The sequence below is a fragment of the Streptomyces sp. NEAU-YJ-81 genome (genome assembly GCF_017592595.1).
GTDB lineage: Bacteria > Actinomycetota > Actinomycetes > Streptomycetales > Streptomycetaceae > Streptomyces > Streptomyces hygroscopicus_B.
Genome location: NZ_JAGFNO010000024.1, coordinates 133,277 through 157,187 on the forward strand (window position 1 = coordinate 133,277; position 23,911 = coordinate 157,187).

Consider the following 23,911-nt stretch of genomic DNA (forward strand, 5'->3'; position numbering starts at 1 on the left):
AAATGGCTTGACCGGCATGTCGAGCCGGAGCGAGCATATCGGCATGAACGATCCAGAATTCGGGACGGGCGGCGTCGACGTCCCCTCCCCACTGAGCCGCGCGATGGTGCTGTTGCTGGCAGTGACGTGTGGCGCGGCCGTCGCGAACATCTACTACGCGCAGCCGTTGCTGCCCGTCATCTCCCAGGCGCTGGGGGTCTCCGAGGGAGCCGGAGGGCTGATCGTCACGGCGTCGCAGATCGGCTACGCGCTCTCGCTGGCCCTGCTGGTGCCTCTGGGTGACGTGCTGGAGCGGCGCCGGCTGGTGAGCGGACTGCTCGCCCTGAGTGCCGTCGCTCTCCTCGGTGCGGCGGCCGCTCCCTCAGTGGGCGCGCTCTACGCTGCGGTCGCGCTGGTCGGGGTGACCTCCGCCGTGGCGCAGATCGTGGTGCCGATGGCGGCCTCGTTGTCCGCCGACCATGAACGTGGCGCGGTGGTGGGCACAGTCATGAGCGGCCTGCTCATCGGCATCATGCTCGCGCGGACCGTCGCCGGGGCGCTGGCCGAATTCGGGAACTGGCGGTTGGTGTTCGTCTTCGCGGCGTTCGTCATGGTGGTGCTTGCGATCACCCTGCGCCTGGTTCTGCGTCGTATCCCGCCGACCGCGAAGACGCCCTATCCCCGGCTGTTGCTTTCGGTGGTGACCCTGGTGCGCACCGAGTCGCTGCTGCGCAGGCGCATGGCTCTGGCCGCGGTCGGCATGGGTGGCTTCACCGTCCTGTGGACCGCCTCGTCGTTCCTGCTGGCCGGACCCGTCTACGGGTACGGTCCCGCGGTCATCGGCCTGTTCGGTCTGGTCGGGGTCGTCGGCGCCGCCGCCGCGTCAGTGGCAGGCCGGTTGGCGGACCGCGGCCGTGGCCGCCAGGTGACCACCGGCGGGCTGATCGTGCTGACGGGCAGCTGGGCCGTGCTCGCCCTCGCCGGCCAAGGAGGTCCGTTCGGCCTGAGCGCGCTGATGGTCGGCATCGTGGCGCTGAACCTGGCCCAGCAGGCACTGCTGATCAGCCACCAGAGCGTCCTGTACCGCCGCATCCCGCACGCCCGCAGCCGGGTCACCACAGCGCTCATGGTCTCCGCGTTCGCCGGCAGTACCGTCTCGTCCGCCCTGACAGCTGCGCTGTATCCGCTCGTGGGCTGGGCGGGCATCGCCGCGCTCGGCGCGGTGATCGCACTGATCGGCCTCGCGATCTGGACCGTGGAACTCCTCCGCCCGAGCCCCGCGGAACCACTCCCCGACCCGTCAGCGGACGAAGCCGCCCACGCAACCGCCCCCTCTTCCCCGGGCACAGACCGCGCAGACGTCCAGGAGACCGCTCATGCCTGAGATCCGCCGAGTGGCGATCCTCGACGACTACCAGCGCACGGCACACCGGTACGCCGCCTGGGATTCCCTGCCCGAGGGGACCCAACTCACTTACTTCTCCGAGCACTTGGGCGGCATTGAGGAAGTCGTCGCCGCACTGCGACCGTTCGACGTGGTCGTAGCCATGCGCGAGCGCACCCCCTTCCCCGCAGAGGTGCTCGACCAGCTGCCGAACCTGCGTCTGCTGGTGACCACGGGCCCGGCCAACGCCGCCATCGACACGGCCGCTGCCGCGCGGCAAGGGATCGTGGTGTCCGGCACCCGCCCCGCGGGACTGACCTCAACGGCCGAGCTGACCTGGGGGCTCCTGCACGCCCTGACCCGCTCGCTCCCCGCCGAGGACCGCAACCTGCGCGCGGGCGGTTGGCAACAGACCGTGGGTCGCGACCTGCACGGCGCCCGCCTGGGCGTCATCGGCCTCGGCAACGTGGGCAGCCGCGTGGCCCAGGTCGGAGTCGCCTTCGGCATGGACGTCGTCGCCTGGAGCGCCCACCTTGACCCCGGGCACGCGAAAACACTGGGCGTCACCCCCGTCAGCAAACAGGAACTACTCACCACCTCGGACGTGGTGACGCTCCACGTCCGACTCTCCCCACGCACCGTCGGCCTCATCGGCGCCGCCGAACTCGCCCTCATGCGGCCGGACACGCTGCTGATCAACACCTCCCGCGCCCCAGTCGTCGACGAGCAGGCACTGCTGGCCGCGCTGCACGCCGGGACTCTGGGCGGAGCCGCCCTGGACGTCCACTTCACCGAGCCGCTGCCCACCGATTCGCCGTGGCGCAGCGCTCCGCGAACCGTCCTCGCCCCGCACCTGGGCTACGTCACCGCCGACGCCTACGAGACCTTCTACCGCGACGCACTCGGCGACATCCTCGCCTACGCCGCCGGCGCACCGATCCGCGTACTCACAACACCGTGAACGGACCGCACCCCTACACCCTCACTCACGTACGACGAAAGGGACCCACCATGCCCCCCAGCGAGCAGACCACCACCGCACACCTCCAGTACGATCCCGCCGACGATTCGGGGGGCCGCCTGCCGCACCTGTGGACACGGACCATGGGCGACCTCACCATCACCTACGTCCCCGACGCCGGTGTCCACATGATCCCCACCCGGGTCTACCCCGCCTCCGCCCACGAGGACTGGACGGAGCACGGCCCCCACATGACGGATGCGGGCCACCTGGCCATGGGATGCGGCGCGCTGCTCGTCGAGCGTCGTGGGAAGCGCCTGCTCCTCGACGCGGGCCACGGCAGCATCTCGGGCGAGGACCCGGAACACTTCCAGCACGGCTTCGACCACGTACAGACCCTCCCCGATCACCTTCGAAGCCTGGGCGTCGACCCGGCCACGCTGGAGACGGTCGCCTTCACCCACCTGCACGACGACCACACCGGATGGGCCAGGCCGGACGCCGTCGACGACCCGCGCAGCCTGTTCCCCCACGCGCGCTGGATCGTCGGGGAAGGAGAACTGCGGGGCCTGGACCCCGCCGACGGACCCCGGCTCGCCGGACAGAGCGAACGAACCACCGCCGTCGCCGACGGAACCGAGATCACCGAGGGTGTACGTGCCTGGGCGCTGCCCGGACACACCCCCGGGCACACCGCCTTCATCCTCGACACCGGCGACGGCCGCCGAATCGTGGCCTTCGGTGACGCCATGCACTCTCCCGTCCAGACCCGGCACCCCGACTGGGAAGTCGTCCTCGACCACGACCGGGCCCAGGCCGAGACCTCACGCCGCCGGCTCGTGGAATTCCTCTCCCAGGACGACGTCTTCGGCTTCGGCGTGCACTTCGCCGACCAGCAACTCGGCACCGTCGACGACACCGGCCGCTGGCGCCCCTGGCAGGACACGACAGACAACCGGTAAGCCCTCGCCCGCCCGAGGTATCACCCAGACGTCCATCAACATGGCATTGTGCCCGGCCGGGTGGCGGTCGGGCCTCTGATCAGCTACGCCTATGACCTCGCTGAGCAGGGCTTCGAGACGTCAGCGGCGTGGGGCGCGGCGCGGTCATGGGGATCAACGGCAGTGAGGTCGGTCTGCAGCGGGGTCCGGCTGACAGTCGGACCCCCGTCGCCCGGGACCATGGACGGATCGGCGGCCAGAGTGCAGATCCGGGCGAGCAGGTCGCGGTGACGATGCGTCGCATCCGCAATGCGCCGGTGCGAACCTGTGCGTGACAGCGGCCCCACGAGGCCCGCACCGGCACCCGTGATGACGGCCACGCGGCCGGAATTTCCTGGTTCACGGGTCTCTCGTCTTTCAAGTACGTCGGGCTTACAACCGCTCGGGTTTCCGCTGCTTCCGCAGCCTGGGAAGTTCGGCACAGCGCAGACTTGAACCAGAGCGACGTTCCGCTAGAACATCAGCGCCACAAGCAAGCGTCGCAGCGACGAACGCGAGGGACGGGTCGGCGGTGAACAGCGCTGGAGCGGAGGTCGACGGGGCCATCGGGCGTTGTCCCTGGACACCACCATCCCGGGCGCCGTACCGCGCGGGTTCGACGCCTTCTTACGCGAGTGGGAGAGGAAGATCGGCGACGGCTTCCCACAACCGACCCACTGCCCGGGCATAATCGGTGACCTCCCGGCCAGGGCCCGCGCCACCAGGGTGAGCGACGTGGCGATCACCGATGTCCACGGCGCGCCGGCCATCCGGACCGCGGGCACCCCGGGCGGCATGGAGGATCAGGTCAGGCAGGCGATGCCGAGCATGGCGTGGTGTAGCAGGCGCAGCAAGGCGGCGCGTGCGTGGTCACAGTCAGGTAGCCCAGTCGGAGCGGCACGGCCGACCATCATTCCGCGCCATCGACAGCCCGCGAGCTGCGTGCGACGCGGCGGGCAGCGGATCGGTGCCCGCTTGGGACGCATCGGGGCGCGCCGGGATCCGTGACGACCGGCGCTTTCCCGACAGATGTCAAGCAGCCATCCATGCCGGACGGGACGGTCTTACCTCGCACGGTATCCACAACCGCTGGGCAGGACTACGCTGTGGGGTGAGCCCCAGTCCCCGGTATCGATGCTGTGTCCTGCTCCCGGGGAGGCCCACCGTGTTCGTCCTGCTCCTCATCCTCATCATGGTCCTGTTCGGCTTCGGCTTCCTCAATCCCATCTGGTGGGTGGCCGCGGCGGTGTTGGTCTACGGCGCCACCTCCTACGGCCGCGATCGTGGCGGAGGCCGGAGCGGTAGCGGCAGTTCCGATCTCGGGGACTACCGGGACTACCAGGGGCGCCGGAATCGTCAGGAACGCTGGGACCGCCGCTACAGCCGCCAGAACCGGGCGCGCTGGCGGCGCGAGGACCGTCGGGACCGCGAACACCGCAGGTGAACCGCGAAGTGGCCCGATGGCCACGGGGTCTGGGCACAGCTTCAGCCAGGCCGGAAACGTCGAGATGGTTAAGAGGTACATGCCATGCAGCGCGCAAGCGTGATTCAAGAGGAGTGGTGGGAGCAGCGGGCCGAGGCCACGTGGGGGAACGCACCTGCGGGCCAGGACGTCGTCGCACTGCGTGCCGAGAACGATCAGCTGCGGCGGGCGCTGGCCGGCCGTGCGGTCATCGACCAGGCCCGCGGCATGGTGATGGTCCTGACCCCCTGCCGCCGTGGGGCGGCCGGGGACCTGCTGGTGGATGTCTCACGGCAGTGCGACGCCGGACTTCCAGAGGTGGCCGCGGCGTTGGTCGGCGCCTGGGAGGGCAAGCCGCTCCCGGGCCGTATACAGCGGGAGCTGCGTCGTACGCTGCGGCGATTTCACGCGGAAAACCAGGGGTGCGACTCACGACAACCGGGCGGATCGTCCAGGTAGGGAGAGGCCATGATTCACGCGGCCGACGTCCGAGAATGGCGCAACCACGATGTCGTCGACATCGAGTCACACAAGATCGGTGTCCTTGAGGCGGTCTATGTGGACACCACCACCGATGAGCCGGCCATGGCCACGGTACGGACCGGACTGCCTACCCGGCATCGTCTGGTCTTCGTCCCTATCGAGGACGCGATCGCCGGGCCGGGCTATCTCAGGGTCGGCTATGTCAGAACGCTGGTGAAGCAGGCCCCTTCGATCGGCACCGATGACGTGCTGCCCGCCGAACAGGAGGAAGCGATCTTCAAGCACTACGGACTGGCCTACAAGCCCGGTGCGGCCGGCGAACGGCAACTGGCGCGCCGCTGACCACCTACGGACAGGATGACTGCCCTGTGAGGTACGCACCATGCACCAGGGTGACCCCGCCCCGTGAAGAAGCGCGGCTGTTGAGCACTGTGCCTTCAGCGGAGGACGCCGCTTTGCTGGCCGAGGTCGCCGAACTGCGCTCCAGAAACGAACAGTTGGGGCAGGCGCTGGAGAGCCGTGCGGTGATCGACCAGGCCCGCGGCATGGTGATGGCCCTGGCGCCGTGTTCCAGCGACCGGGCCTGGGACCTGCTGGTGGACGTGTCGCAGCACTGCAACATCAAGCTCCGGGACGTGGCTGCGGCGCTGGTCGCCATGACGACGGACAGGCTCCCCGAACCGATACAGCGGGAGCTGCGCCGAGCACTGCGGCGCCTCCATATGGCGGACCGGAGATGAGGGCGTACATGCCCAGCGGACGGCACCGGGAGCTGTGAGCTCAACTCTCCGGTGCCTTCGTCCAGGCCGGCCGTCGGACACCTCTGCTGTGTAGCCCACCTCGTGGATCTCAATCACCGGTCGTGCGGCTCCTCGTCCGTTCCGCCTGATCACTGCTTCGCCGTCGACACTTCACTGGCGCAAGGGCATGGGTCAGGACCCCAGACCGGCGAGGGGTTCCGAGTCGTTGATGAAGGCACGGGCCACGTCGCCCAGGCGCCGATTGTGAGCGCGGGCGTAACCACGCAGCGCGGTGAACGCCTGCTCCATGTCGATGCCCTGGCGTTCGGCGAGTTTCCCCTTGGCCTGTTCGATCAGTACCCGGCTGTTCAGCGCCCTCTGCAGCTGTTCGTTGAGCACCGTGCCGCGGTGGACGGTGCGTTGTTGCAGCAGGCTGATGGTGGCGACGTCGGCCAGGGCCTGGGCGATGGGTGCGGCGGCCGGGTCGAAGGGGCCGGGGGTGGTGCGGAAGAGGTTCAGCGCGCCGACGACCTCGTCCCGCAAACGCATCGGCAATGCCTGGACTGCCGCGAACCCGCTGCGCTGGGCGGCCACCGCGAGGCGCGGCCAGCGGGCGGTCACCGTGCTGAGGTCGGGGACGATCACCGGTGTGCCGGTGCGGAAGCACTCGAGGCAGGGGCCTTCGTCGTTTTGGAGCTGGAAGAGCTCCAGCAGGCGCACCTGTTCGTCGGAGGCGGCCATGACGCGGAGTTTGCCGTCCCGGTCGGCGAGCAGCACCCCGGCGGCGCTCGCGTCGAGCATGCCGACGCAGCGGTCGGTCAGCAGGCGCAGGAAATCGATGAGGTCGAAGTCGGCGACGAGGTTGTCGGCCAGCTCGACGAAGGTCTTGGCCAGAAGCTGTTGATCCATCATGGGCACCCTCGGTTGAGACTAGTTCCTGCCCGAAGGGGCGGGAAGTACGGCACGTTCGTGGGCCGGCACCGATACCTCAGGTCTCCTCCTCGGTCTGATCCGGCGGCGCGTCCGGGGAGAAACGAAGCCGACGGGCCACCACGTCCGCGGCCACGTCGGCGAGCCGGCGTCCCTGTGCATAGGCGTAGGCGCGGAGCCGGACGAAGGCTTCTTCGATGCCGACTCCGAGTTGAACGGTCAGGATGCCGCTGGCCTGGTCGATCTCCGCCCGGTACGCGCCCAGGTCCTCGAAGCTGCGGTCCGGCATCGGCCCTCCGGCCGGCGCGCCCGTCCCCTCGAGCCTTGTATCGAGCAGGAGCAGCGTCGCGAGATCGGCGAAGGCCAGTGCGTCGGCCAGTTCCTCCGTGTCCAGTACGGTCGGAACATTGGCGTACAGGTCCAGGACTCCCGGGCTGATCGCCCCCAGCTGCAGGGGGAGCGAGAAGACCGCGCGGGCTCCGGCTTCCAGGGCCGCATCGGCGAACACGGCCCAGTGATCCTGCAGTTCGGTGGTGCGCAGATCGGGTGTCAGGACGGCCGAGCCGCGTAGATAGGCGTCCACGCAGGGCCCCTCACCCAGCATGAGCTGGAGCTCTTCCAGTTGCTCACTGATGTCGTCGGTGCTGCACAACGGATGACTCGCCGCGGTCCGGGACATCGCCGACAGCCCGGCCCCGCCGACCGGCAGCGCGGCCACGGCCGCGGTGCACACATCCACCACACCGACCCGGGCACCTCGTCGGACCGCCTGTTCGGCCACCAGCATCCCAATGCGGGCCGACCGGCTGTCAGGCCCCACCCGGGCCACCGCCTCCAGGCATCGTGACGAGGTCCTCCAGCCTCGCCGTGGTGCATTCCCCGAGGGGAAATACCAGCGCGCGGAACGTGGTGGGCTCCGCCGGCCTGCGAAGCTCTCCGATGTCCAGCCACCCCCAGGAGCGGAGCGCGGCGAGAGCCGGGCGATCGGCCTGGTCCACCAAGGTGGCGCCGAGTGATGCCTGGTGGCCGGTCAGCAGCCGCTCCGGCAAACGACGGGCGAGACCTCCATCCTGCGGGTGCGGCCCGATCAGGATGTCGTCGAACGCGAAGACGCTGCCAGCCGCGGTGAGTTGCTCGATGCTGCGCGGCAATGGTCCTTCGAAGCCGAGCCACCAGGAGCCGTCGCCGCGTACCGGGAATCCGAAGGCGCATCCCATCAGGCTGTCCGTCCCGGCGATCACCATGACGAATCCCAATCGGCGCATATCCGTGGTGAGACGGCCCAAGAAGTCCTGACGGCTGGGACGGCGGTATGGATCACCCGGCGCCGTTACACGGGACTCCGCATACAGATCCGCCAGATCCTCACGCAGGCCCTCCACCAGCCAACGGTTCAGCCCACGCAACCGCACCAGAGCCATGGCGCAGGGCTCGCCGTCCCCCGCCTTCCGTGACTGTCCCCATCCGGGCTCGGCCGTCATCGCCATCGCCCGAGAACAGGCGCAAGCGGGACAGACCAGTGCGGCCGCGGACACCGAGGAGGCGCCGCCTTCGTACTCCCATGTCTCCTCCGGGTCCAGTGGCTGGTCGGCCGCGGAGACGGCGTGCCCGGCCTCGTCCGCGGCGATGAGCGCGCTCGCGGTCAATGGCGGGCCGTCGTAGTCGGACGCGGCAGCCATCCACGGGAACCTTGCGGGGGATGACCGGCCAGTACTTCGGGTTGACGGCGATGCGGGTGATGCGGCCCCACAAGGGGGCCAACACGTCGGTCAATGCGGGCAGTTCGCTCAACAGATCCCGGGAGCGGGGCCACCAGGGCGCCGTCCAGGAGTCCGCGGGACGTGCCGTCGGTCTTCAATGCGAGACGCGCGGCCGGGGCTGCGGCGGACTCGTGGTGCGGCAGGGTTGGATGCAAGGTTGCCGACATGATGCGGACCCGTCTCCGGGCCGCCTCTGCGGCGGCCCGGGTTTCATCTCTCGCCGAGAACGACCCGGCATGGAAGCCGGTGTGCGAAATGCCCTCAGCGTTCTCCACACTACTCCCCGCTCCGCCGCAGCGCGGACCTGCGGCCGCCTAGAGGTGGAGCAGTCGTTGTGTGATCTCCCGGTACTGCCTCGCCGCGCCCCGGAGTTCGTCCGGAACGGTGTCTCGGGGGCCTGCTCCTCCAGCCGGCGCGGAGGAGACGCCGCCGTTCCGCGAGGGCGTTCACCAGCTGGGCGGTGGCTTCGCCGTAGGCGCTCTCGGCCTCTTCCAGCGCCTCGCGCGAACTGTCGGCGAAGGTGTTGAGGGCGCGCCGGAGGCAGGACTCTCGTCCCCTTCGGCTGACGGGAGCAGCGGCTCCGGGCCCGGGGTACGGCGTTCTGCAGCACCCCCGGATCGCCCCGCGGGTCCCCGCGGGGTCTGGGCGGGGCGGGAAGACGGAATGCTTCGCCGTGTGTTCCGGAGCGGCATGGCCCTACGCCGTGCTGCCAATCAGCGTCCGCCGACACCCCTGTCAACGCGGTGGCCACGCGATCCGGCCCGCCTCGTTTCGGAGCGCGGGAGTACGGTGGGCGAAGCGAGGGCTCTTCGCATACCGGTGTCCGAACCGGCCCCGTCCCCGCGACTCCCATCACAGGGGCAGCCCCTGACCCCGGCCGCGCCACCCGCACCGAGGCCGAGGAGCCCCGCATGTCGCTCATGACCACCGCATCCACGACAGCGATAGCGATTCCGTCGGACACCGCCTCGCCGTCCCAGGGCTACGACGGGACGTCCCTCTTTCCGCCGGACGACCCGGTGCCCGCGCGCGACGGCGGGGAGCGGCTGTATGTCGCGGTGACGGCGCGCCCGTGTCGCCGCCCGTCGTACCTGGCAGCAACCACCCATCCGTGTAAGGCAGTTGGCAGGAGCCTTCATGACCACCGCACTGCAACCCCCGCTTCCCTCCCATCCCGTTCTCCGTCTGCGCCTGGCCCCCCTCGGCGGTCTGCCCCGACCCATTGACGGCGCGTGGTGGCCTCGTTCGTACGACCTGCTCGCGGAGCTCCCACGACTGCTCGCCGGGTTGCCGCGTGCGTGGGGCCACATCAGTAGCGTTACGGTCAACGGGGCGAAATGGTCCGCGAGGCCCGGCCGGATGCTCGTCTCCAACCAGGTCGTACGACTGCGCAGGATCCTGGCGGCATCCACCCCGCACACGGTCGTCCTGCTCGCCCCCGGCCGGGGGCGCTGGGACTTGCTGGTCATCCCTCCGAACACGACCGAGGAGGCCGCGGAACCGCTCCTGGCATCCGCCGCGGGCGGTCACGTCTGATCCAGACTACCACGGACGCGCCGGCTGATCACCAGGGCACTGACGACGACCGTCACACGAGGAAGTGTCGCCGGCCTGTTCCGCCGTCATGAGTGCGGTCGCGGTCGGCGCCGGGCCGGTGCTCGCACTCGCGGCGGCCATCAGCCGGGCCGCCGAGGAGACACTGGTCTCCGGGGGTATGACCAGGAGGTCCCAGCGGCCCGCCGTACCAACCGACCTTCACCACATCGCCATTGCCAAAGATCTCGCGCGGGATGATCGACCAGTAGCGCGGGTTGACGGAGATACGGGTGATCCGTCCCCACAGCGGATCCAGTACGTCCGCCAGAGCGGCGAGTTCGGGTGTCATGTCATGTGAACGAGGCCACCAGGCGCCGTCCAACTCGACTCGACGTGCCCTGGTGAAGGACTCAGGGGTTTCAGCGCGAGGCGTGCGGTCGGGGCCCTGAAGGGCACGGCCCGTAGCGGGTTGCTCACCAAGAACGACACCGGCATCGGGGCCGGTGTGCGAAATACTCCCGATGAGTTCACGCTACTCCCCGAAGAGGCCGAACGGACCGCGCCTGGACGCGGCTCACTTCCGTCGGCGACAGTCCTCCGAGGAGTAGCAGGCGGGAGAGTGCGACCGGTGCGGGATGTGGTCGGTCAGGCGGGTGATCAGGCGTCTGACCATGGACTGCCGGCGACGCGGATCAGGTCGTCCAGAGTGGTCTCGGCCGGGCAGTAGGCGATGTAGTAGGAGATTTCCTCGGGCCGGGCAACGCTGCGGCGGGCGATGACCCAGTGGCGGCGGTCGGGCCGGTGCCAGGGCCGCACCTCGACGCGGGCCCAGTCGTAGATCCGCCGGCCGTGGGCCCCCTCGCCGCAGGAGCGGCGCTTCCACTTCTGCCGGGGCAGGTGGCCATGACGTGGAAGACGTCCGCCCCCTCCAGCTCCGAGCACGTCACCGCGGGCAGTCTGCCGGCGGTGGCGCGGGCACACACCGGAATCGACAGTTATGTGAGGTACACCCCGATTCCGGGTAAAAGAGCTTCGTGACCACCAAACCGTGGCGCCCGGACACGCTAGCGCTGGCCGCACCCGTCCCTCTGGCGGCGGCACTCCTCACGGCCGGGGGTACCGCTCACGCTGAAACCAGCGTGCACAAGATCGCCCACGCGCTGCGGAGCAGCCTCGTCTACGTGGATCGCGCGTCCGGCGCACTGAGTGCCGGGCAGGCGCGCGAGCTGGCAGGCAGCATCCGAGACACGGGCGTGCCGATCTACGTCGCTGTCCTGCCGGACGACCCCGCGTACGGAGGAGAGCGCATCTTCGACCGGCTGCGTGCCGCCGTCGCCCGGCCGGGCGTGTACGCGGTGGCGCTCGGCTCATCGTTCGGCGCGGCCTCCGACGCCTCGGTGGTACTGCCGGGGCACGTCTCGCAGGCACTGGCGCGGCAGAACCTGCGCCGGCACCACGGTGACCTCCCGGCGGTCCTGGACGGATTCGTGGCCGATGTGGCGGCGCGGACCGGCGGCGGGGGCGACCACGGAGACGGCTACGGCGACGGGAGCGACTTCGGAGGCGGCTTCGGTGACGGCGGGGCTTCGGAGGCGGCTTCGGTGACGGAGGTTAGGCGGACCTTGCGAGGTCGAACGGCGGACGACGGCGAGACGGGCGTGGGCCGCAACCTTTCATTTGACACATAGGTCTCAAGGCAAGGAGAGCGACATGCTGCTCATAGGGCTCATCATCCTGGCCGCGGCGGCCGTCATCGGCGTGGTGGGCGTACTGGGTAACCTCGGCGGTGGGCACGCGCTCACCGAGGGCTTCTCTGTGTTCGGTTTCAACGGCGCCGGCTACACCGGAACGGTGTTTCTCTCCGGGATCGTGATCGGGGCCGCCGCCCTGCTCGGGCTGAGCCTGATGATGGCCGCCGTGCGCCGCAGGCACGCCGCGCGCCAAGGGCTCACACGGCACCGCCGGAAGGCCGCGCCGGTCGACCGGGATCGCGATGAGGTGGCTGGCAGAAACGAGCCCGCGGACGACGAGTCCGCCCGCGGCACTCGGCGCCATGGCCGACCGCATCTATTCGGGCACCGCACCGCCCATCGATAGGAAGGCACTCACTCATGAATGTCGGGAAGAAGATGGCCCACACGGCCGAAGCAGTCCGAGGCAGCGCCAAAAAGACGCTCGGCCGGGTCACCGGTAACCGCCGCATGCAGGCGGAAGGGCGCGGCGGCAAGGTGAAGGGCAACACCAAGCAGTCCGGTTCGAAGATCAAGGACGCCTTCCGGCACTGATCCGCGGTAGACGATCACAGGACGCGGCTGGGGGTGGCAACCTTTCCGGGGCCGTGACGACGTTGAGGACTGGGATCAAAATGAGGTTACTGACTTCGGCGTATTAGGGTCCGTCCGGTCTGTCGAGAGCGAGCCCCGTCCCGGCGAGGAATCCGTCGAGGATGCTGTGCCGGTACTGCAGCGCCTTGAGCCGCTTGCGGAGCAGAGTCTCCAGTTCGCTGAGGGTGCGGGCGGCCAGGTTGGCCAGGCTCCGCTTGATGTGCGCCCACAGGCCCTCCACCGGGCTGAGGTCAGGTGCATACCCGGGCAGCAGGACCACTGTCAGCCAGTCCCGCTCGGCCACGAGTGCCTTCATCGTCTTGGAGATGTGGGTGCTCAGCCGGGCAGGCGGATGCAGTCCGTCTCGCCCAGCGAGGGACGCTCGCCCTTGCGGCGCGTTCATCGGCTTCGAGGACGAAGCGGGCGTGACCGGTCGGCGGCCAAAGGGCCGCACCTGGGGCCGGCGCGGGATCACCCCGGAAATCCTTCGAGGGTTGACATCTGGGCCCGATTCCACATCAGTCCGTTAGTGGTCTGGGGTGGCGAAGTGGGGCTGGCAGGCACAGTCGAAGGAGTCCTCGGGGTGCCGACGAACCCGTCATCGGCACCGGCCCTTCCTGGGTTGTCCGCGTGGAGGCGGTCGGTGGGCCCAGCTGGGGTTTCGGGGCTTGACTTGGTTCCGGCGACCTCGTGGTCGTTACCGCGCCCTCGGGCCAGCTTGAGCCGGGTGAGGAACCACTGCTTGCCCGTGGCGTGGCGGATACTCGAGCGGATGGGTTTCCGCGTGCGGGTCAGCCCGGCGCGGAATCGCTGGTGGGCGTCGGGCACTCCGGCGGAGCAGGCCGACGAACTCAATGTTCTGCTCCGGGACCCGCAGGTGCGGGCCATCATCGCGCATACCGGTGGACAGACGACCATCGGCTATCTTGATTCGATCGATCTGGACGCGATCCGGGCCGACCCGAAACCGATCCTCTCGGCTACAGCCCGGATGTTCTGTGCAATCCCTCTCAGGAAGGGGTTGCTTCGCTGGGCTCAGCTGTACCGGCAGCCGTGTTTGGGGCGGTGGTCGAGTAGAAGACGGACCTCTTTTGCTTGGTGCGGTGAGCTTCGCCCTTGGCGACGAGTGACTCCAGAGTGCTGCGCACGACAGCGGCTTTGATCTCCCGGTCTGGAAGAGCCTGAGTGAGGGCGGCGGTGACCTCGGTTGCCGAGCGTGGTTCACCGTGCAGGGCGAGGTCGTCACGGATGAGGTCCCGGAGCGTGGGTGCACCCGCTTTCCGTGCCCGCTTGGGGCGGTTCCCGGCTGCCTCTGCCCCTTTCCGCTTGCCGGTGGCCGTACTGGTGTTCTCCTTCGGCTTGCGTGCCGCTGGCAGCGATGCAGACTTCCGTGCAGCGGACGAGCCATTCTCCAAGCTGCTGACGTTGGTGTTCTCGGGTACGTCACCGGTGGCTTCGTCACCGAGGGCCTGCTGCATGCTGAGCAGGAGCGCCCGGTTGGTTTCCAGCGCCGACAGTTGCCGGTGCAGTGCTGTGATTTCGGAGCTGAGGCGTTCGAGATCGGCGGTGATCTGCGCCGCGTATTGGGACTTCAGGTTGGTGTTGCTGGCGGAGGTGTCCACCACAAGCTCCCTCGTCTGGGCCGATTTCATGTTGGTGGTGGATGGTACCTCTGCGCGACGGCTAGGCCTCCAGTTGCGCTTCTCCATTTGCCCTGGTCAGGGTGCCCGTTTCGGGTCTAGAGGGCTGACGCTGCATCAGGGGGGTGGTGGTTCGTGACTCACCCGATCGGGGCGCGTTGAGCCTTGTAGGTGCCGAAAAGTACGTCCGTGCAGGTCATGCGACATGGTGGTACTCGTAGAGGATGCCGCTGAGGCGGTCGCGTCGGCGGTCGTTGAGGTGGGCGAGGCTGTTCGGTTGGACGATCGGCGCGGGTAGTGGGCGGAGGGGCGCGGCGCCTTCGAGGGTGCGGTGGGGTCTGTGATCGTTGTAGAACTGCTCGTACTCGCGTAGTGCGTGGAGCAGGTGGGTCTCGTTCCATATGAGGGTGCGGTCGAGGGGCTCGGCCCGGCATGACCGTACCCACCGTTCTGTGATGGCGTTCATGCGGGGCATCCGGACGCCGGTCTGGATGGCCTTGATGCCCTCGGCCTGCAGGACTGCGTCGAAGGCAGCTGGGTAGCGGACGTCCTGGTCCCGGATCAGGTACCTCGCCCTGGCGTTTGCGTCTTGGAGGTCTATGGCCATAGCGACAAGTGGTGTCAGCTTCCAGGCTCAGGCACGTATCTCGTGAGGACGATCAACGGGCCTGTCGCTGGTTACTGGAAGTGACGCTGTGTGCCAGACCTTCGGTTTACGCCGGGACGCAGTCCATCGCGCGGCTCATTCGATGGCGTAGGTGATGAGGACCGCGGTCAGCGGACGGCCTGGGACTGGACCGTCCACGTGGTGTGAAACGTCATCCCTTGACAGCGGATGTCGGCGTCTTCCTTCAGTTTCACAGCCGCAGCCAGCACGAATGGCAGGTTGGCCTGGCTAAGGTCAAGCGTGGGCAGGGGGCCCACGCCGGCTGTGGACAGTTCGATCTGATCGTGGCAGTACGCCATGTCGTCGGCGTTCGCAACGGTGTCGACAACGACATCGCCGGCGGCAATGGAGATCAGCTGGGCCCTTACATTGCTGTTCGGGTTGGTGAAGGTGAGGGTGACGTCTGCGGTTTCACCAGGCAGCAGTGGGGTGGTTTGCCCGCCAGTGACCGTGATGGGGGCGAAGGACTCGGCGGAGCCTGTCACTGGGCCCGATGTGCTCTGCTGGATGAAAGGCATGATGTGCCTCCTGCTCAGACGGACTGGATGTGCGCAGGAACGGTCTGTCCTCGGCGTCCCGTGCTTCACCGACGCTCGTCAGCGATCAGTGGGCGCTGCCGTGGATGTTTTTGCCGGGGCCTGGAGCCGGCGGCTCACAGCCGCCCGGGAGCCCGATCGGCCGACGTGGCCACATCGGCCTATGGGCCTGGGAAGGGGCCAGCGCTCTGTCGCCGAGAACGTGGACGGCCCTCCCGCTCAGGCCGATCGAAACAGTGGTGAGGGAACACGCCGGCCCGAAACCGCTGCCTCTGCGGGCACTCAGGGAATCGGTCAGGACGGCAACCGAACCCCGACCCGGCACACCGGCCTGGAACGCCGTTCTAGGGGCCGACGGTGGGCCAGTGGGCCAGCTGCCACTCTCCCGTGGAGGGATGGGCGGCCCACCTGTTCGGATGCGTACAGTAACCCATTTGCGCTACATCGCTGACAACCGTATTGACGTCACGTCACCCGAACAGTGGAGCGCTCGGAGTCGGTAATCTGCGGGAAGTGCGCTTTTTGGGTCCCTCTTGGACGACTTCGGCGCCACCGTCAACCTGCGCGAGAACTGGAAGGCCGCCAAGGGGCTGACCGCGCCGTTCAATGAGGAACACAAACTCGGCACCCTCGAAGCAGGTAGCCCGATCGACCGCGAACGGCAGCCGCCCGGCGACCCGGTGGACGACCTCGACAGCCTCCAGATTCCCGGCGAACCCGTCGTGTTCGAGTACGTCCTCCTCCGGGAGATACGTGAGATCCGCATCCCGGTGCTGGTCTGGTTCCGCTGACCGAACCGTTGGAGTGTGAAGCGACCCCGGCAGGCGTAGTGCCGGGGTCGCTTCGTTCCTGAAGGTACGCGGCCGCGCCGACGCCTGAGGGAGGCCTTCCGCGCGGGTGCGTGCCAGCAGGCCGATCGCCGAACCTCGGCGCTCCAATTCCGAGGTACGGGCCGCGGCCCGGTGAAGCAGGGGCTGAAGGGCCCTACGCCAGGGCGGTGGCGTTCAGTTCGGTGATGCGCTGGTGGCGCTCTTCAGGGGCGGTACGGCCATCGCCCGTTGGAGTAGTAAACAAAGGCCCTGCCCGGGGCGGCAGGGTCCAGCTACGCTACATGGCGTCCAACTCCTGCCTGGTCAACGGCTTCCACAGCATGGGCAGTGGCCACAAGTTGACCGGCTGCCCCCGCCCGCTCGCCGACGCTGACGACCGACGGGAGATCACGCGTTCGTGCAGCTTGTGGGTGCCGATTATTACATCCGAGCTGGTCAGGCGGCATGTTCATAGGTGTGGAGAGTGCCGCCGAGTTCGTCCTTCCGCCGGATGTCGAGGTGGTTGAGCTGCTCGGGATTGGTGAGGGGATGGGGGAGTGGGCGCAGGGGTGCCGCGGCGTGGAGGGTGCGGTGGGGCCGGTGCTGGTTATAGAAGGTCTCGTATTCGCGGAGGGTGTGGAGGAGGTGTGCTTGGTCCCAGATGAGTGTGTGGTCGAGGAGTTCGGTTTTGCAAGAGCGGATCCAGCGTTCCATCACTGCGTTCATGCGGGGTACACGGATATCGGTCTTGATGATTGCGATGCCTTCGTCTTCGAGTGCGGCGTCGAAGGCATCCGTGTATCTGCTGTCGCGGTCACGGATCAGGTACTTCACAGTCGCGCCGGCCTCGTGGAGGTCCATGGCGAGGTTCCGGGCGAGTTGTGTGGTCCACGCTGCGGTGGGGTGGGCGGTTGCGCCGAGAACGCGGATACGCCGCGTGGCGTGCTCGATGACGGCGAAGACGTACAGGCGTGCACCGGTCAGCGTCCGGGTTTCGAAGAAGTCGGCGGCAAGATTTGCCTGTGCTTGGCCGCGGAGGAAGGTGGTCCAGGTCTGGCGGTCGTGCTGAGGTGCGGGATCGATGCCGCTGCGCTGGAGGATTTCCCATACCGTGGAGGGGGCTACTTTGACCCCGAGGGCGGCGAGTTCGCCGTGGATTCTTCTGTATCCCCAGCTGGGGTTCTCTCTCACTATGCGCAGGATGAGGGTTTGGACGGCTGCGGTGGGTAGGCGGTCGGCCTGGCCGTTTGGGGCGGGAGGCGGTGGCGTGGCGGCGGCGTAGGAGGTCGTGGTGCCAGCGGAGGACCGTGTCGGGGGAGACCATCAGGTGAAGTCGCCGGAGTGTGGTGCGGGGGAGCCGGTGGAGCAGGGCGGCGAGGAATATGCGGTCGGGCGGAGTGAGCCGGGGTTTGGCGACCTGGCGTTGAAGGACGGCCAGTTGGTGGTGCAGGGTGAGAATCTCGATGTTCTTGTCGGCGTCGGTCATCGGCGGCATCCGTAGGAGAGCGAACACGTTGGTAAGCGTGAGGTAGAGGAGTCGCAGCAGCACGATGGAACATCCTGGCGTACCAGCCCGGTGACTCTCAGCCGCATCCTTAATCCTGCAGGTCACAGCCTACGGATGAGGTTTTCGGCACCCACACCGCCGCGACGCAGCAGCCGCTTAACACCGGCCCCAACTGGGTGCAGTCGGCCCGCTGGCCGGGCGTGACAATGAGAGACAGCGGGCGGCAGCGGCCTTCCGCACTCAGGTGGACCTTGGTGGTGAAGCCGCCTCGGGACCGGGTCAGTCCCTCGCCTGCTTCACCACCTCCACCAGCCCGGCGTGCAGGCCGAGCTATGGCGGTTCGTTCTGGTGTTCCACGGCTGCGGCCCCCTTTGAGACGTGCGGCGCCGGTGACGGCGCGGTGCGGGCTCTGGCCGCGTGATGGTGTGCGCACATGATGGTGGAGTTCACCGCGATGTCCCAGTCGCTCTCCCCGGCGGCGTCCGCCGCAGCCTGGCCCGCTGCAGGAGACATTCCCAGGTGCCGTCGGCCGACCACAGCCGGTGCCGTTCGTAGACCGTCTTCCACGGCACGTATCGTTCTGGCAGGTCACGCCACTGCACCCCAGTCCGCACCCGGTGCAAGACCTCGTTGATCACCTGCCGGTGATCGCGCCGCCTGTCACAACGCCCGTTGCTGACCGGCAGGAACGGGCGCAATCGCTCCCACTTCTCGTCAGTTAAGAGATGCCGCGGGTAGGGGCGCCGTCGCGAGCGCCGCGATACCGCCGCCCGGACCAGCGGAATCTCTTAGTGATCGAGCGATGATCGGTCGTGGCGACGGACCCGCGAGGGCGGTTTGCCGTCGGGGGGGGGCTGAGTAGTGCCCCACGCGCTCGGCCGAGAATTGACAGTTTGTTACTCGCTACCACTGGGTTCTCTGGTACGTCTGGCCGAAACGGTCGAAACCTGACAGGGCGCACATGCCCCACGCCTCCGAATTCCGGACCGAGACGTATTTGCGTTAGAGCGCACTTCAAATCCTAGGTTCGGAAGCATGCGATACATCAAACTCGGAACGACCGGACTGGAAGTCTCCGCCATCACCCTCGGCTGTATGAGCTTCGGCGAGCCGGACCGGGGCGGCGAGCCCTGGTCGCTGGGCGCGGACGCCAGCCGGGACATCATCAAGCAGGCCCTCGAGGGCGGCGTCAACTTCCTCGACACGGCCAATGGGTACAGCGCCGGAAGCAGCGAGGAGATCGTCGGCAAGGCGGTCAAGGACTTCACCCGGCGCGAGGAGGTCGTTCTCTCCACCAAGGTCTGGATGCGGATGCGCCCCGGCCCGAACGGCGCCGGGCTGTCCCGCAAGGCGATCTTCGCCGAGCTCGACGCCTCTCTGAAGCGACTGGGGACCGACTACATCGACCTGTACCAGATCCACCGCTGGGACTACGACACCCCGATCGAGGAAACCCTCGAGGCGCTGCACGACGCGGTCAAGTCCGGGAAGGTCCGCTACATCGGAGCCTCTTCCATGCACGCCTGGCAGTTCGCCAAGGCCCTGTACCTGGCTGACCTGAACGGCTGGACCCGGTTCGTGTCGATGCAGGACCACTACAACCTCATTCACCGAGAAGCAGAGCGGGAGATGCTCCCGCTCTGCGCCGACCAGGGCATCGGCGTGATCCCGTGGAGCCCGCTGGCGCGGGGCAGGCTGACGCGGGCCAGGGACACCGCCACGGCGCGTGCCGAGACCGACGAGGGCGGCAAGATCCTCTACCGCGACGGGGACCAGGCAGTGGCCGAGCGCGTCCACGAGATCGCGGGCAAGCGGGGTCTGTCCGCGGCCCAGGTCGCCCTGGCCTGGGTCATGCGCAACCCGGCGGTGACCTCGCCCATCGTCGGGGTCACCAAGCCGGCCCAGCTGGCCGACGCGGTCGCCGCGGTGGACGTCGAACTCGACGAAGACGAGGCCGCCTACTTGGAGGAGCCCTACCAGCCGCACGAGGCCGCCTACCTGGAGGAGTCCTTCTACAAGCCGCACCCTGTGGCGGGCTCCCGGTAGTCCGGGCTACCGCCGGGCCTTCGACGAGTCCTTGGCCTCGGCTTCACAGCCCTGTGGTCGGCCCGGCGGTGCTTGCGGGCGGTCGCGCGCAACTGTATGACCCGCGCGCTGCCCGCCACCGCGGCCAGCAGCAGGGCCACGCGCAGCGGAACGTGCCCGTGGGCACCGAAGTAGCTGAGGTCCACCGACTGCTCCTGAGTTTGGTCAATTGGTAAGAGGGTTCGGGGGTAGGGGCGTCAGGCTGATGTGACGCGGGCCCCGGGATCCGTTTTGACGTGGGACTCCTACGTCTCTACATCTGAAAACGGAGCACCGGTGCCCGCCGTCGAAGCATGGGCGATCGAGCCCTTGTGGGTCCAGTTCGAGGCCCTCCTGCCACCGCATCTCGAGACACATCCGTGGGGCTGTCACAACCCACGGATCCCGGACCGGATCGTGTTCGACAAGCTCGTCGCGAAACTCGTCTTCGGCGGCTCGTACGAGAAGCACGCCGATCAATCGTGCTCGGCAACCACGATGAGAACCCGACGCAACGAGTGGATCGCGGCCGGTGTCTTCGCAGGGCTGGAGCAGATCGTGTTGGAGACCTACGACCGCGTCGTGGGCCTGGACCTGGCCGACATCACCGTCGACGGGCAGATCACCAAAGCGCCCTGCGGTGGCGAGGTCGCCGGGAAATCACCGATTGACCGGGGAAAACTCGGGATCAAGTGGTCGGGGATGACCGACGGACGCGGGATCCCGCTGGGCTGTGTCGTGACCGGCGCGAACCGGCACGACTCCCCGTTCCTGCGCCCGACGCTAGAGATGCTCGGGCGTTTCGAGCTCGCGTTGCCTGAGCAGATCACGGTGCACCTTGACGCGGCCTACGACTCCACGGTCACTCGCAAACTGCTGACCGATCTCGGCTGAGAGTGGCGGATCCAGCCCAAGGGCGTCGTGATCCCGATCAACCACACTCGCCGCTGGGTCGTCGAGCGCACCAACTCCTGGTACAGCCGCGGCTTCAACTTCACCCTGTCCTGCACGGAACGTCGAGCGGTCGTCATCAACGCACTGCTCGCGTTGATGACCGCGATCATCGTGATCCGACGCCTCATCCGCGAAGCCTGGACCAGCCAACGCTGGGACACACGGCCAGCCCGCCGACCATGACGCCTTGTCCTCTACCCGCGGAATCTCTAAGTCACCCCGGCCCACATCAGGACAACGAGCCGACTGTCAGACAGTCGCATGGTCGCCCGGAGTGGAACCTAATCCAGGCCCAGTGACCTGACCAAATCGAGCATTTCGGCGCGGTGCAGGGCGGCCGGGTTGCCCGCGACCGGGTGGATGTGGCCGTCGATCTCCAGGGCCACCAGACCGTGCATCCGGCCCCAGACGCGCAGCGCCAACGCGGCCGCAGCGGGTGGCACGTCCGGGAGGTCTTCCTGGATCTTCGCGACGTAGTCCGGGTGAAGATCGGCCCAGGAGGTGTCCTCGGGCTGGCGGTGGCGGGCGTTGGGCCATGCGGCGGCCACCAGGCGGGTGAGCTCACGGCATACACGGCGTGCCGTCCGGTCCACCGGTCCGTCCTCGGGGGGTTGGTAGCCGGGGATGGGGTGGCCGTAGAAGAGCCGGAAGCTCTCCGGGTGCGCCAGCGCCCACTCTCTCAGGGCCTGGCCCCACGCCAGCAGCCTGCCGCCGGGGTCGGTGTCGGGCACGGCGTTGCTGGCGGTCTCCACCGCCTCCGCAAGCGAGGCGGCGATTTCGCTGATCAGTGCCGTGATCAGGTCGTCCCGGGTGGGGAAGTAGCTGTAGATCGCGCGAGCGGTCATTCTCATCTCCCGTGCGATGCCGCGCAGCGAGATCGCTCCGGGCCCCCCTTCTGCCATCTGCCGCAACGCGATGGCCTTGATCTCCCTGCTCGTCTCCACCCGCAGCCGCTCCCGGCGGCTCATCACACCCGTGACGCTTTCGCTCTCGTCGATGCCCACCTTGAGAAGGTTACAGGGATGCAATAGCCTCTGCCGTGACATTAGTACACGCCGTGTCCAAAGGAAACGGGGAACCCCCATGCCCGCTTACGTCATCGTCAACGCTGATGTGATCGATGAGGAGGCCGGCTTGGCCTACGCCCCCGTGGCCCAGCAGTCCATCCTCGACCACGGCGGCCGTTACCTGGTCGCGGGCCCCACGCCCAAGCCCGTCGAAGGCACCTGGGGCTCCTCCCGGTTCCTGGTCATCGAATTTCCCGACATGGACCGGATCCGGGAGTGGTACGACTCCCCCGAGTACCGGCGGGCCCGGGAGATACGAGAGGACAAGGTTCGGGTGGGGATGCTGTTCGTCGAGGGCGCGCCGCCTGAGGGCTTCTCCCTCCCGGCCTAGGGTGTTTCTGGTGGCTTTTGGGCGGTGTCGCGGTGTCAGATGGTGATCGTGGTGGCGGTCAGGGTGTTGTTGGGGGTGTAGTCGTCGCTTGTTGTATTGGGTGGCCACGGGGCGGGACTGTTTCGGCTTGTTCACGCTCTGCTCGACCGTGTTGTGGTGACGGTACTGGGTCTTGTCGAAGGCCGGGGGCCGACCGCTGGAGTGTCCGCGGCGCTTGTGGTGGGCCCGCTGGTCGTCGGGCTGCGCGGTGGTGGCTTTGATGCTGGGGCGTCGCAGGTTGTTGCGGTTGTTGCGGTTGTCGTGGCTGGAGTATGCCTTGTCGCCGTGCACCTGGTCCGGCTGGCTGCGCGGGCGGCCCGGGCTGTGGTGCTGGATGTGTAAGCCGTTCAGCACGGGGGTGAACCTCGGGTTGTCGCCGGGCTGGCCAGGGGAGGTCAGCCGGTGCAGTGGGCGGGCCTGGTCGTGGGAGAGCAGATGCACTTTGCTGGTCAGCCCGCCCCGCGGGCGTCCCAGCGCCTTGCGCTCATCTGTCTCCTCACGGGCCCCGCCCCCCTTTTTTTTGCGGGTGGTCGGCCGGGGGCTTGCGGGGTGCGCCGGCCGCGTGCTGATGCGCCGGGTGGGAGGTCGAGTGGATGTTCACGGTCCACTCCTGCCGGGGTAGCTGGCGGGCGAGCGCCTCGTCCGGGTCACCTGTATCTGCCTCGATCTGCAGGTCCTGATGGATGATCTGCCAGGTGCCGTCGGCCGACCAGCGCCGGTGACGCTTGTAGACGGTTTGCCAGGGACCGTACCGTTCCGGCAGATCCGGCCAGGGCAGCCCCGTCCGGGCCCGGAAAAGCATCCCGTTGTTCACTCTGCGGTGATCCGCCCGCTGCCCCGCCCGGCTTGCCGTTGCCGGGCAGCGGGAGTTCGATCTTCTGCCAGTGCGCGTCCGTGAGCTCGTGTCGCCGCACCATACGGGCGTTCTGCCCGACCAACCACGAGATCCACCCAGTCCACCAAGAGTCATCAGAAATGGCCTCGTGCTGGAGCAGTCGGGGGAGTCGGAGAACGGTTTCGTGCCGGGGTCTGCTCGGCTGCGCCTGGTGGCTGGCCTGCGGCTGCTGTGGCCGGAATCCCAGGGTGGGCGCCTAGTCCGCGGCGGCGAGGTGGGCGTCTACGGTGACGACACCGTCGACGCCCTGGCAGAGGCCCACGACCACCGGGATGAGACGCGGTTCCGGGACGTGGCCCCGAAGGGTGATGTCCCCGTCGCGGACCTCGACCGCGACGGTGCCTTCGTCCAGGCCGAGGATGCGGCCCAGGACGGTCTGCTCGACCTCGTCGCGGATCTCGGTGTCGGAGCGGATGAAGGCGTCGAGCAGGTCGCTGCGGCTGACGATGCCAAGGAGCCTGTTGTCGCCGACCACCGGCAGTTGCTTGACGTGTCGCCTGCGGAGTTCGCGCGCGGCGCGGGGGATGGTCCAGTCGGCGCGGGCGGTGAAGACGGGGCTGCTCATGAGCGTGCCTGCGGTCTGGGCCCGGGCCTTGCCCCAGGCGCGCTCGTCGTTCCCGTCCTGCCCTTGTGGGTCGGGCATGCCGGTCTCGTGCCGCAGTACGTCGGACGCGGACACCATGCCGAGGGGGGCGCCGTGGTCATCGACGACCGGAGCTGCGGCAATGTCGTTCGCGTCCAGCAGGGCGGCGACTTCCTGGAACGGTGTGTCGGGCCGGAGGGTGACGACCTCTTCGGTCATCACGTCACCGACCGTGCGGCGGCGCAGCATGGTATCGGCCTCCTCCGCTTCGCGACGGGGC

General features: G+C 68.2%; 26 protein-coding genes and 7 pseudogenes. 17 read left to right on the top strand and 16 right to left on the bottom strand.

Annotated elements, in window-relative coordinates:
* The first annotated feature begins 43 nt into the window (after window positions 1–43).
* From J5X86_RS36545 to J5X86_RS36575, 7 genes are all read left to right on the top strand, one after another.
* A complete protein-coding gene (locus J5X86_RS36545) occupies window positions 44–1,363 on the top strand; it encodes an MFS transporter (protein WP_208520965.1) in 1,320 nt (439 codons plus the stop codon).
* Window positions 1,356–2,324 (top strand): D-2-hydroxyacid dehydrogenase family protein, encoded by a 969-nt coding sequence (locus J5X86_RS36550; protein WP_208520966.1) that lies wholly within the window; start codon window positions 1,356–1,358, stop codon window positions 2,322–2,324. Before J5X86_RS36545 ends, J5X86_RS36550 begins: the two co-directional genes overlap by 8 nt.
* A gap of 50 nt (window positions 2,325–2,374) precedes the next feature.
* The gene (locus J5X86_RS36555) at window positions 2,375–3,286 is read left to right on the top strand and encodes an MBL fold metallo-hydrolase (protein ID WP_208520967.1); all 912 of its coding nucleotides are present in this window, start codon (window positions 2,375–2,377) and stop codon (window positions 3,284–3,286) included.
* A 1,183-nt stretch (window positions 3,287–4,469) separates the two neighbouring features.
* Complete coding sequence (locus J5X86_RS36560) at window positions 4,470–4,748, top strand: hypothetical protein (RefSeq protein WP_208520968.1); 279 nt, start codon at window positions 4,470–4,472, stop codon at window positions 4,746–4,748.
* A gap of 84 nt (window positions 4,749–4,832) precedes the next feature.
* The gene (locus tag J5X86_RS36565) at window positions 4,833–5,225 is read left to right on the top strand and encodes an ANTAR domain-containing protein (RefSeq protein ID WP_208520969.1); all 393 of its coding nucleotides are present in this window, start codon (window positions 4,833–4,835) and stop codon (window positions 5,223–5,225) included.
* A gap of 9 nt (window positions 5,226–5,234) precedes the next feature.
* Window positions 5,235–5,591 carry a PRC-barrel domain-containing protein gene (locus J5X86_RS36570; protein ID WP_208520970.1) on the top strand — a complete coding sequence of 119 codons (357 nt, stop codon included), beginning with the start codon at window positions 5,235–5,237 and terminating at the stop codon, window positions 5,589–5,591.
* Window positions 5,592–5,680: 89 nt separating this feature from the next.
* Window positions 5,681–5,989, top strand: a complete 309-nt coding sequence (locus J5X86_RS36575; protein ID WP_308124829.1) for an ANTAR domain-containing protein — start codon at window positions 5,681–5,683, stop codon at window positions 5,987–5,989.
* Window positions 5,990–6,181: 192 nt separating this feature from the next.
* On the opposite strand, the gene J5X86_RS36580 is transcribed toward J5X86_RS36575, so the two are convergent.
* From J5X86_RS36580 to J5X86_RS51225, 5 genes and pseudogenes are all read right to left on the bottom strand, one after another.
* Entirely contained in the window at window positions 6,182–6,898 is a 717-nt protein-coding gene (locus tag J5X86_RS36580; protein WP_208520972.1) for a GAF and ANTAR domain-containing protein, read from the bottom strand.
* Between the two features lie 79 nt (window positions 6,899–6,977).
* The gene (locus J5X86_RS36585) at window positions 6,978–7,739 is read right to left on the bottom strand and encodes a GAF and ANTAR domain-containing protein (protein WP_308124824.1); all 762 of its coding nucleotides are present in this window, start codon (window positions 7,737–7,739) and stop codon (window positions 6,978–6,980) included.
* Window positions 7,729–8,598 (bottom strand): hypothetical protein, encoded by an 870-nt coding sequence (locus J5X86_RS53035; RefSeq protein WP_374229328.1) that lies wholly within the window; start codon window positions 8,596–8,598, stop codon window positions 7,729–7,731. The genes J5X86_RS36585 and J5X86_RS53035 overlap by 11 nt, the downstream gene beginning before the upstream one ends.
* Window positions 8,599–8,620: 22 nt before the next feature.
* Window positions 8,621–8,683 (bottom strand): annotated as a pseudogene (locus J5X86_RS53040) (hypothetical protein); the annotation flags it as partial.
* Window positions 8,684–8,993: 310 nt separating this feature from the next.
* Window positions 8,994–9,371 (bottom strand): annotated as a pseudogene (locus J5X86_RS51225) (hypothetical protein).
* Window positions 9,372–9,816: 445 nt separating this feature from the next.
* On the opposite strand from J5X86_RS51225, the gene J5X86_RS36600 reads away from it, so the two are divergent.
* The gene (locus J5X86_RS36600; protein ID WP_208520973.1) at window positions 9,817–10,215 is read left to right on the top strand and encodes a DUF5994 family protein; all 399 of its coding nucleotides are present in this window, start codon (window positions 9,817–9,819) and stop codon (window positions 10,213–10,215) included.
* Window positions 10,216–10,267: 52 nt separating this feature from the next.
* Here the strand turns inward: J5X86_RS36600 and J5X86_RS36605 are convergent, their stop codons facing one another.
* Window positions 10,268–10,564 (bottom strand): DUF5994 family protein, encoded by a 297-nt coding sequence (locus J5X86_RS36605; RefSeq protein WP_208520974.1) that lies wholly within the window; start codon window positions 10,562–10,564, stop codon window positions 10,268–10,270.
* A gap of 317 nt (window positions 10,565–10,881) precedes the next feature.
* Window positions 10,882–11,112 (bottom strand): annotated as a pseudogene (locus J5X86_RS36610) (IS701 family transposase); the annotation flags it as partial.
* 242 nt (window positions 11,113–11,354) lie between these two features.
* Here J5X86_RS36610 and J5X86_RS36615 point away from each other — a divergent pair.
* Genes J5X86_RS36615 through J5X86_RS36625 form a run of 3 tightly spaced genes read left to right on the top strand, consistent with a single transcriptional unit; the run spans window position 11,355 to window position 12,500 of the window.
* On the top strand, window positions 11,355–11,903 hold the full coding sequence (locus tag J5X86_RS36615) for a hypothetical protein (RefSeq protein ID WP_208520975.1): 549 nt from the start codon (window positions 11,355–11,357) through the stop codon (window positions 11,901–11,903).
* 22 nt (window positions 11,904–11,925) lie between these two features.
* Complete coding sequence (locus tag J5X86_RS36620) at window positions 11,926–12,312, top strand: hypothetical protein (RefSeq protein WP_208520976.1); 387 nt, start codon at window positions 11,926–11,928, stop codon at window positions 12,310–12,312.
* A 14-nt stretch (window positions 12,313–12,326) separates the two neighbouring features.
* On the top strand, window positions 12,327–12,500 hold the full coding sequence (locus J5X86_RS36625; RefSeq protein ID WP_208520977.1) for a CsbD family protein: 174 nt from the start codon (window positions 12,327–12,329) through the stop codon (window positions 12,498–12,500).
* A gap of 103 nt (window positions 12,501–12,603) precedes the next feature.
* On the opposite strand, the gene J5X86_RS36630 is transcribed toward J5X86_RS36625, so the two are convergent.
* Window positions 12,604–12,855, bottom strand: a complete 252-nt coding sequence (locus J5X86_RS36630) for a transposase (RefSeq protein ID WP_208520978.1) — start codon at window positions 12,853–12,855, stop codon at window positions 12,604–12,606.
* Between the two features lie 456 nt (window positions 12,856–13,311).
* Between J5X86_RS36630 and J5X86_RS51230 the strand changes: the two are divergent.
* Window positions 13,312–13,455 (top strand): annotated as a pseudogene (locus J5X86_RS51230) (LD-carboxypeptidase); the annotation flags it as partial.
* Window positions 13,456–13,549: 94 nt separating this feature from the next.
* Here J5X86_RS51230 and J5X86_RS36640 read toward each other — a convergent pair.
* From J5X86_RS36640 to J5X86_RS36650, 3 genes are all read right to left on the bottom strand, one after another.
* Window positions 13,550–14,161: a hypothetical protein gene (locus tag J5X86_RS36640; protein ID WP_308124825.1), complete on the bottom strand. Its 612-nt coding sequence runs from the start codon at window positions 14,159–14,161 to the stop codon at window positions 13,550–13,552.
* Between the two features lie 214 nt (window positions 14,162–14,375).
* Window positions 14,376–14,786: an integrase core domain-containing protein gene (locus J5X86_RS36645; protein WP_243982372.1), complete on the bottom strand. Its 411-nt coding sequence runs from the start codon at window positions 14,784–14,786 to the stop codon at window positions 14,376–14,378.
* Window positions 14,787–14,953: 167 nt separating this feature from the next.
* Window positions 14,954–15,364, bottom strand: coding sequence for a hypothetical protein (locus J5X86_RS36650; protein WP_208520980.1), 411 nt, complete (start codon window positions 15,362–15,364; stop codon window positions 14,954–14,956).
* Window positions 15,365–15,915: 551 nt separating this feature from the next.
* On the opposite strand from J5X86_RS36650, the gene J5X86_RS36655 reads away from it, so the two are divergent.
* The gene (locus J5X86_RS36655; RefSeq protein ID WP_243982373.1) at window positions 15,916–16,173 is read left to right on the top strand and encodes a hypothetical protein; all 258 of its coding nucleotides are present in this window, start codon (window positions 15,916–15,918) and stop codon (window positions 16,171–16,173) included.
* Between the two features lie 474 nt (window positions 16,174–16,647).
* Here the strand turns inward: J5X86_RS36655 and J5X86_RS36660 are convergent.
* Window positions 16,648–17,575: pseudogene (locus tag J5X86_RS36660) on the bottom strand (transposase).
* Here J5X86_RS36660 and J5X86_RS52620 point away from each other — a divergent pair.
* Window positions 17,519–17,692 carry a hypothetical protein gene (locus J5X86_RS52620; RefSeq protein WP_308124831.1) on the top strand — a complete coding sequence of 58 codons (174 nt, stop codon included), beginning with the start codon at window positions 17,519–17,521 and terminating at the stop codon, window positions 17,690–17,692. The pseudogene J5X86_RS36660 and the gene J5X86_RS52620 sit on opposite strands and share 57 nt — an antisense overlap.
* A 452-nt stretch (window positions 17,693–18,144) precedes the next feature.
* Here J5X86_RS52620 and J5X86_RS53045 read toward each other — a convergent pair whose 3' ends face one another.
* The gene (locus tag J5X86_RS53045; protein WP_374229327.1) at window positions 18,145–18,483 is read right to left on the bottom strand and encodes a transposase; all 339 of its coding nucleotides are present in this window, start codon (window positions 18,481–18,483) and stop codon (window positions 18,145–18,147) included.
* A 250-nt stretch (window positions 18,484–18,733) separates the two neighbouring features.
* Between J5X86_RS53045 and J5X86_RS36670 the strand changes: the two genes are divergently transcribed.
* Window positions 18,734–19,744 carry an aldo/keto reductase gene (locus J5X86_RS36670; RefSeq protein ID WP_208520982.1) on the top strand — a complete coding sequence of 337 codons (1,011 nt, stop codon included), beginning with the start codon at window positions 18,734–18,736 and terminating at the stop codon, window positions 19,742–19,744.
* A gap of 315 nt (window positions 19,745–20,059) precedes the next feature.
* Window positions 20,060–20,899: pseudogene (locus J5X86_RS36675) on the top strand (IS5 family transposase).
* A 98-nt stretch (window positions 20,900–20,997) separates the two neighbouring features.
* On the opposite strand, the gene J5X86_RS36680 reads toward J5X86_RS36675, so the two are convergent.
* Window positions 20,998–21,720, bottom strand: coding sequence for a TetR/AcrR family transcriptional regulator (locus J5X86_RS36680; RefSeq protein WP_308124826.1), 723 nt, complete (start codon window positions 21,718–21,720; stop codon window positions 20,998–21,000).
* 79 nt (window positions 21,721–21,799) lie between these two features.
* Here J5X86_RS36680 and J5X86_RS36685 point away from each other — a divergent pair, with 79 nt between their 5' ends.
* Window positions 21,800–22,114 carry a DUF1330 domain-containing protein gene (locus J5X86_RS36685; RefSeq protein ID WP_208520983.1) on the top strand — a complete coding sequence of 105 codons (315 nt, stop codon included), beginning with the start codon at window positions 21,800–21,802 and terminating at the stop codon, window positions 22,112–22,114.
* A gap of 84 nt (window positions 22,115–22,198) precedes the next feature.
* Here J5X86_RS36685 and J5X86_RS36690 read toward each other — a convergent pair.
* Window positions 22,199–23,067 (bottom strand): annotated as a pseudogene (locus tag J5X86_RS36690) (IS5 family transposase); the annotation flags it as partial.
* Between the two features lie 177 nt (window positions 23,068–23,244).
* Complete coding sequence (locus J5X86_RS36695) at window positions 23,245–23,880, bottom strand: CBS domain-containing protein (RefSeq protein ID WP_208520984.1); 636 nt, start codon at window positions 23,878–23,880, stop codon at window positions 23,245–23,247.
* Window positions 23,881–23,911 lie beyond the last annotated feature (31 nt).